Origin of the sequence: Luteibacter sp., assembly GCF_051958795.1 — a bacterium.
Classification (GTDB): Bacteria; Pseudomonadota; Gammaproteobacteria; order Xanthomonadales; family Rhodanobacteraceae; genus Luteibacter.
On sequence record NZ_JBQCFT010000233.1, the window covers coordinates 1 to 6,970 of the forward strand.

Consider the following 6,970-nt stretch of genomic DNA (forward strand, 5'->3'; position numbering starts at 1 on the left):
GCTCGGGCTCGACCACCGGTTCCTCGATGGCCTGGATGGCTTCCGGCAGCGGCATGACGCTGGCGACCAGCGTGCCGCTCTCGACATCCGGCGCCACCTCGCCCAGCTGCTGGCGATAGAACGCGTGCAACTGGCCGAGCAGCTGCTCGGTGTCGGCTTCCTGGAAAGCGACCGAGGCAAGGCCGCGGCGCAGCGAGCGTTCGATGCCCGGCAGCAGTGCGCGTAGATCGCGGCGGCTGTTGGCATCGCTGGCGGGCCGGGCGCTGGCCACGAAGTGATCGATGAAGCGCAGTGAGTCGGCGAACTCCGTGGACTCCTCGCCCTGGCGGAGCAGGGTGAGCACCACGTAGTTGGCCCATGCGCGGGTGAGCACGCCATAGATCAGCGGGGGCAGGTTCGCGCCGGCGGCGCGGCTGACGATCTCCTGCGCGGCGCGGCGACGCGCCTGTTCCAGCTTCTCGCGGCCGCGGGTGGATTCCGCCACGCGCTGCTCGGCGAGCTCGGCGCGCTTGCGGGCCACGTCGAGGAAATCCTGCAACTCGGCGGCAAGCTTGTCGAAGATGGCGATGTCGTCATCGAAATCGTGCAGCAGGCGCTCGACGATGGACTTCACCTTGTCGAACAGGCGGCCATCGCGGTCGCCCTCGGGCGACCAGCCCTTGGCCGCATCGGCCAGCGCATCGAGCAGCTGGCGCGCCGGGTGCGACTTGTGCGCGAACATCCGGCGGTCGAGCAGGGCGACCTTGAGGTAAGGGATCTGCAGGCGCGCAAGCATCACCTGCATCTCGGCCGGCAGGTTGCGGTCCTCGAGGATGAACTCGAAGAGCATGCCCACCAGGTCGATCGTGTCTTCATCCACGCCGGAAACGTGCGCGGTCTGCTGGCCGCGGAGCTGGCCGATCTGCACCAGCAGCTGTTCCTTCAGCTGGGCCACGTCGCGCGCGATCTCGCCCTGGGTGGCGAGCTGCGCCGCACTGGCCGGCAGCACGGTCATCTGGCTCTGCAGCAGGGTGAGCGCGCCAAGCAGCTCAGCCGGGCTCGGCAACGGGCCGGTCGGCAGCGGTACGCCGGTGCCATGCATGCCGGCCACGGCACCGTCGACGGCGACGCCACGGCGCGCCGTAAACAGGGCATGCAACGACTGCATGAACTCGGCAGCGGCCGCATCGGTAACCGGTGCTGCAGGACCGTGAGCAACAGGCGTGGCCGTGGAGTCAGGGCCGGTTGGTGCCGGCGCATCGCTACGCCGGGTGGAAATCTCGTGGCGCAGCTGCGGCAGGACGCCGGCTGCGGCCAGTTCGTTGTTTATGTCGTCGTAGAGCTCGTCGATGCCGGCGAGCACGTAGCGATCGAACAGCTTGTAGATGATCAGCTTGACGCGCACTTCGACAAGCAGCTCGCGCAGCGCCTGGCGGAAGGCATTGGCCAGCGACGCCGGACCCACCGGGTTGCTGGCGTCATCCATCTTGTTGCCGCCGCAGATCACCGACAGCCGCTGGTTCACGGCGAACAGGGCGCGCGCCAGGCGCTGCTCGTTCTTGCCCACCATGGAGGTAACGGCGAGGGATTCTTCCAGCTCGTTCTCGCCGACGAGGCTGAGCTCGATGTTGGCGAGCGGGCGCGTGTGTGCATCGGCTTCCGGCGCGCGCATGCGGCCTGCTGAAAAATCGGCCAGGTCACGGGCGACCTGGCCGAGGAAGGTACGCTCGACGATCGCGCGCTTCTTGCGGACCTCGCGCATGCCGTCGAAGAACTGGGTCTGCGCCGCGTTGTTCTCGGCCTTTTCGGCCAGGTCGAACAGGGCGTCGTCGATGTTCTCGAACATGTTGCTGGCCAGCGCGTGCAGGCGCTTGGTCGCCAGGCCGCGAACCGTCGCCAGAAGCGCGCCCACGCGATCACTGCGCGGATCCAGGCGCTGGCTCAGATCGACCACGTTAGACGGTTCGCTCGCGTTACTCATCGCGCATCCTGGAAAAACTAAGGCCCCCGCCTGAGGGGGTCATTGTGCGGGAACCCGGGTCTCAAAGTGTGACTTGCGTCACGGATTGTGCGCGCGACCCGCTTCAGCCGCAAACCCTGCCAGCTGCGTGGTGCCGATGCCGGATTCGGGCAGCATGACGGGGATGCCATCGTCCACCCGGTAGACCACCTGGCCGTCGGTCGTGATCAGCCCTTCGGAGAGGGGCTCGGTCACCTTTTCACCGGCCACGGTGTCAACCGTCCCCGCCTTCACGGCGGTGTTGAGCTGGTCGCGTTCGGCGGCGGTGAGCGGGCGCAGCGGGCGCTTGCTGACGGGGCAGCAGAGGATATCGATGAGGCGCTTGTCCATGGATGCGGCCCTGGAGGGCCAACCTTATTAAACCGAATGTCCGTACAATAACGACTTTTGGGTGCTCCGGCCATGACTTCCACCAAGGGTAGCGAAGCCTCCGCACCGCGCGTCGGCGTGGTAATGGGTTCGCGTTCGGACTGGGAAACGATGGAGCACGCCTCCTCGATGCTGACCCGCATGGGCATCGTCCACGAGGTGCGCGTCGTCTCCGCCCACCGTACCCCCGACCTGCTGTTCGACTACGCCGATGGCGCCCGTGGCCGTGGCATCCAGGTGATCATCGCCGGTGCCGGCGGAGCCGCCCACCTGCCGGGCATGCTGGCGGCGAAGACCGCGCTGCCCGTCTTTGGCGTGCCCGTGCAGTCCAAGGCCCTGAGCGGCATGGATTCCCTGCTGTCGATCGCGCAGATGCCGGCCGGCATCCCGGTGGGCACCCTGGCGATTGGCCGTGCCGGCGCCACCAACGCAGCCCTGCTGGCCGCGTCGGTCCTCGCCCTTCATGACCCGGCGGTCGCGCAGGCGCTCGATGCGTTCCGCGCCGAGCAGACCCAGACCGTCCTCGATAACCCGGATCCGCGCACGTGACCCGCAAGCTCCCCACCGTCGGCATCCTCGGTGGCGGGCAGCTGGCCCGCATGCTTTCGCTGGCGGCCGCGCCGCTGGGTATCCGCACGCTCGTGGTCGATGGCAGCGCCGATGCCTGCGCCGGCCAGGTCACCGACCTGGTGGTAGCGGACTGGTTCGATGATGCCGCCATCGACGATTTCGCGTCCCGCGTGGACGTGGTGACCTTCGATTTCGAGAACGTCCCCGCCGCCGTCGCCGAACGCCTGGCCGCCAAAGTCGCCGTGTTCCCGAACCCGCGCGCGCTGGCCGTGGCCCAGGATCGCCTTAGCGAAAAGACCCTGTTCCGCGAAAGCGGGCTCGATACGCCGGATTTCGAACCGGTCGATACCCGCGAGGACCTGGTCCGTGCGGTCGAGCGCATCGGTGCGCCGGCCGTGCTGAAGACCCGCCGGCTCGGCTACGACGGCAAGGGCCAGTTTCGTCTTAAGACCGCTGCTGATATCGACGCCGCCTGGGCCGCGCTCGGCGAGGCCGCCGGGAAAGTCGGCTTGATCCTCGAGGCCTTCGTGCCGTTCGAGCGCGAAGTGTCGGTCGTGGCCGTGCGCGGGCGCGATGGCGCGTTCCGCAGCTGGCCGCTCACCCGTAACTGGCACGTCGATGGCGTGCTCTCGCTCAGCCTGGCCCCGTCGCCGGGTTGCACGGATGAGCTGGAGCGGGCCGCCAATGCCCATGCGCGCAAGGTGGCGGAAGCACTCGACTACGTGGGCGTGTTCGCCCTCGAGCTGTTCGTGTGCAATGGCCGCCTGCTCGGTAACGAGATGGCGCCGCGCGTCCACAATTCCGGGCACTGGACGATCGAAGGCGCGCATACCAGCCAGTTCGAGAACCACGTACGCGCCGTGCTCGGCCTGCCACTCGGCGATACCGGCGTGCGCGGCCCCAGCGCCATGCTCAACTGGATCGGTGAGATGGCGGATCCGTCGCCGGTGCTGAACGTGGCCGATGGCCATTGGCACGACTACGGTAAGGAAGCCCGGCCGGGGCGCAAGGTGGGCCATGCCACCGTGTGTGCGCCGGATGCCGGAAGCCTTCGCGAGAAGCTGGCGGCGGTGGGGAAGGGGTTGGGTCGAAAAGACCAGGTGGCCCCAGCCATCGAGGCACTGCAATAACGTCGTAGGAGCCCACCCTGTGGGCGACGCCGTTCGCGAAAGAGCCGCAGGATTTGCGGGTAGGTCGCGAAACATGTCGCCCACAGGGTGGGCTCCTACGAAAAAAGCCGGGCTGCGAGGCCCGGCTTTTTGTTTTACTGCCGGGAGATCAGGCCAGGTTCTTGGCCGCAAAGTCCCAGTTAACCAGCGCCCAGAAGTTCTCAAGATACTTCGGGCGGGCATTGCGGTAATCGATGTAGTACGCGTGCTCCCACACGTCCGCCGTGAACAGCGGCTTGTCGCTGCCGGTGATCGGGGTGGCGGCGTTGGAGGTGTTCACGATGGCCAGCGAGCCATCCGGACGCTGCACCAGCCAGGTCCAGCCCGAACCGAAGTTGCCGGTGGCCTGCTTGGTGAACTCTTCCTTGAACTTGTCGACCGAGCCGAAAGCCTTGGTCAGCGCGTCAGCGAGCTTCGCCGGCGGCTCGGCCTGCTGCGAGGCCGGGCGCATCGAGTTCCAGTAGAACGTGTGGTTCCAGACCTGCGCGGCATTGTTGAAGATGCCGCCCGACGAGCTCTTGACGATCTCTTCGAGGCTCTTGTTCTCGTCCGGGGTGCCCTTCACCAGGTTGTTGAGGTTGGTGACATAGGCCTGGTGGTGCTTGCCGTAATGGAACTCGAGCGTCTCGGCCGAGATGTGCGGCTCCAGGGCATTCTTCTCATAGGGAAGCGGGGGAAGTTCGAACGCCATTGTCTGGGCTCCTTAGCGGTGGCTGGGGGAAATGGATGAAGCAGGGCGCGGCCCGCGCGGCTGCTACACTATGAAACATTCAGCATTCTAATGATGAAACCCGACCTATGGACGTCGTAGACGAGATCAAGGCCATCGTGGCGGCACATCCCATCGTGCTTTTCATGAAGGGCACGCCCGAATACCCGACCTGCGGCTTCTCCGATCGAGCGGCGAAGGCGCTGGAGGCGGCGGGTGCGACGTTCTATACGGTGAACGTGCTGGCCGATGCGCGGATCCGGGCCGGCCTGCCGCATTACTCGAACTGGCCGACCTTCCCGCAGTTGTTCCTACTAGGGGAATTCATCGGCGGTTGCGACATCGTCGAGGACCTGCATGCGGCGGGTGAACTCAAGCGCATGGCAGCCGACGTGGCCGGGGCGGAATCGTGAGCGCGTTGCCCTCGGCGCGGCTGCCCGGCGGCTGGTCGCCGCCGTCCGGCGCCCTGGCCGGCCGCGTGTACGTCGTGACCGGCGCCACGGGTGGCCTGGGCGGCGAGACCGCTCGGGCGATCATCCGGGCCGGTGGCACGGTGGTCATCACGGGCCGCAAGGTGCGTCCGCTCGAAAAGCTTTACGACGAACTCGTGGCCCTGGGTGGCCCCGAGCCGGTCATCCACCCGCTCGACCTGGAAAGCGCCACGCCCAACGATTACGCCGCGCTGGCTGACGGCCTCGAGAAGGAATTCGGCCGGCTGGATGGCGTGGTGCACGCGGCGGCGCACTTCAACGAACTGACCCCCATGGCCATGCACAAGCCGGATGACTGGCTGCGGGCCATGCAGGTCAACGTCTCGGCGCCGTTCGCGCTCACCCAGGCCTGCATGCCCCTGCTCACCGGCGGCGAGGACAGCGCCGTGGTGTTCGTGCTCGACGACCCGGAGCTGGTATCACGCGCCCACTGGGGCGGCTACGGCGTCTCCAAGGCCGCCGTGGAGCGCATGGCCGCCGTGCTGCACGCCGAGAACCGCGGCGGCGCCATGCGCGTGCACGCGCTGCTGCCCGCGCCGATGCGCACGGCCCTGCGCCGCGCCGCTTACTACGGCGAAAACACGCTCGATCGCCCCCTCCCGACCGCATCCGCCGAGGCCATCGTCTACCTGCTCTCCGGCGCTGGCGCCGAGGCACGGGGCACGGTCCTGGATATCCGCCACACCCACTGATCCACCGAAATTTAGGAGTACCTCCCCATGGAAACGCAGATGACGACGTTATCCGCGGGCATCCTGCTGTTCCTGATCATGGATCCGCTGGGCAACATTCCGCTCTTCCTGGCCCTGCTCAAGGATGTACCGCCGCAGCGCCGCCGCAAGGTGATGATCCGCGAACTGCTGATCGCGCTGGCGGTGCTCATCGCGTTCCTGCTGGGTGGCCAGTTCATCCTCAAGCTGCTGCAGCTGCGCCAGGAGTCCGTCAGCATCGGCGGCGGCATCGTCCTGTTCCTGATCGGCATCCGCATGGTGTTCCCGCCGGTGGAAGGTGGGGTGTTCGGCAAGCCCGGTGAAGGCGAACCCTTCATCGTGCCCATGGCCATCCCCGGCGTGGCCGGCCCCTCGGCCATGGCGGCCCTGCTGCTGCTCACCAACTCCCAGCCCGGGCGCACGGCGGAGTGGGGTATCGCCCTGTTCCTGGCCTGGCTCACCACCTCGGCGATCCTGCTCAGCTCCACCTTCCTGTTCAAGTGGTTGGGCGAAAGCGTGCTGACCGCGCTGGAGCGCCTGATGGGCATGCTGCTGATCGCGCTTTCGGTGCAGATGTTCCTGGGAGGTCTATCCTCCTATCTGCACATTGCCGTATGAACATACGTAGCGGTAGGGTAACTGTCATAATTGCCCGCGAGCATGGGCGGGGCCGGGACTGACCCGGCGTCGGGCATCGCTCACGGGGTCCCGGCAGGGGCCAAACCAGGTGTTCAAAGGCGCTATGACAAACCACGACTCCGCACCACGCCCGGCCGGTACCGTCCGTCTGACGTCTAAGGGAGCCACATCATGCTGAGCATCGATCGCACCCTCTCCGAACGCATGCCATGGCTGGCGCAGCACCCCAAGGTCCGCAAGCCGCTTGCCGGCCTGCTGGGTACGCTGGCCCATGAGCAGCGCTTCAATGACACCCTCGATGCCCTCCGCGATAC

General features: G+C 67.0%; 8 protein-coding genes. 5 read left to right on the forward strand and 3 right to left on the reverse strand.

The genetic code is table 11. From position 1 onward, the window contains the following. Positions 1-1,960: DUF1631 domain-containing protein (locus tag ACTHLF_RS11660; protein WP_440327510.1), on the reverse strand; the 1,960-nt coding region annotated here is incomplete at its 3' end. Positions 1,961-2,038: 78 nt separating this feature from the next. After that, positions 2,039-2,329: a Trm112 family protein gene (locus tag ACTHLF_RS11665; RefSeq protein ID WP_440327511.1), complete on the reverse strand. Its 291-nt coding sequence runs from the start codon at positions 2,327-2,329 to the stop codon at positions 2,039-2,041. A 72-nt stretch (positions 2,330-2,401) separates the two neighbouring features. Here ACTHLF_RS11665 and purE point away from each other — a divergent pair, with 72 nt between their 5' ends. Beyond that, the gene (purE, locus tag ACTHLF_RS11670; protein ID WP_440327512.1) at positions 2,402-2,917 is read left to right on the forward strand and encodes a 5-(carboxyamino)imidazole ribonucleotide mutase; all 516 of its coding nucleotides are present in this window, start codon (positions 2,402-2,404) and stop codon (positions 2,915-2,917) included. A 50-nt stretch (positions 2,918-2,967) separates the two neighbouring features. Then, on the forward strand, positions 2,968-4,068 hold the full coding sequence (locus tag ACTHLF_RS11675) for a 5-(carboxyamino)imidazole ribonucleotide synthase (protein WP_440327517.1): 1,101 nt from the start codon (positions 2,968-2,970) through the stop codon (positions 4,066-4,068). A 148-nt stretch (positions 4,069-4,216) separates the two neighbouring features. On the opposite strand, the gene ACTHLF_RS11680 is transcribed toward ACTHLF_RS11675, so the two are convergent. Further along, positions 4,217-4,798, reverse strand: coding sequence for a Fe-Mn family superoxide dismutase (locus tag ACTHLF_RS11680; RefSeq protein WP_440327513.1), 582 nt, complete (start codon positions 4,796-4,798; stop codon positions 4,217-4,219). Positions 4,799-4,905: 107 nt separating this feature from the next. On the opposite strand from ACTHLF_RS11680, the gene grxD reads away from it, so the two are divergent. From grxD to ACTHLF_RS11695, 3 genes are read left to right on the forward strand one after another with little or no spacing between them, the layout of a single operon-like run. Further along, complete coding sequence (grxD, locus tag ACTHLF_RS11685) at positions 4,906-5,229, forward strand: Grx4 family monothiol glutaredoxin (protein WP_440327514.1); 324 nt, start codon at positions 4,906-4,908, stop codon at positions 5,227-5,229. Then, positions 5,226-5,999, forward strand: coding sequence for an SDR family NAD(P)-dependent oxidoreductase (locus ACTHLF_RS11690; RefSeq protein ID WP_440327515.1), 774 nt, complete (start codon positions 5,226-5,228; stop codon positions 5,997-5,999). Before grxD ends, ACTHLF_RS11690 begins: the two co-directional genes overlap by 4 nt. A gap of 27 nt (positions 6,000-6,026) precedes the next feature. Then, the gene (locus ACTHLF_RS11695) at positions 6,027-6,635 is read left to right on the forward strand and encodes a YhgN family NAAT transporter (protein ID WP_440327516.1); all 609 of its coding nucleotides are present in this window, start codon (positions 6,027-6,029) and stop codon (positions 6,633-6,635) included. Positions 6,636-6,970 lie beyond the last annotated feature (335 nt).

What these genes read in the sequence shown, in the direction of transcription:
- ACTHLF_RS11665 (WP_440327511.1), bottom strand. Translation starts at nt 2,329, where the DNA reads ATGGACAAGCGCCTCATCGATATCCTCTGCTGCCCCGTCAGCAAGCGC.
- purE (WP_440327512.1), top strand. Translation starts at nt 2,402, where the DNA reads ATGACTTCCACCAAGGGTAGCGAAGCCTCCGCACCGCGCGTCGGCGTG.
- ACTHLF_RS11675 (WP_440327517.1), top strand. Translation starts at nt 2,968, where the DNA reads ATGCTTTCGCTGGCGGCCGCGCCGCTGGGTATCCGCACGCTCGTGGTC.
- ACTHLF_RS11680 (WP_440327513.1), bottom strand. Translation starts at nt 4,798, where the DNA reads ATGGCGTTCGAACTTCCCCCGCTTCCCTATGAGAAGAATGCCCTGGAG.
- grxD (WP_440327514.1), top strand. Translation starts at nt 4,906, where the DNA reads ATGGACGTCGTAGACGAGATCAAGGCCATCGTGGCGGCACATCCCATC.
- ACTHLF_RS11695 (WP_440327516.1), top strand. Translation starts at nt 6,027, where the DNA reads ATGGAAACGCAGATGACGACGTTATCCGCGGGCATCCTGCTGTTCCTG.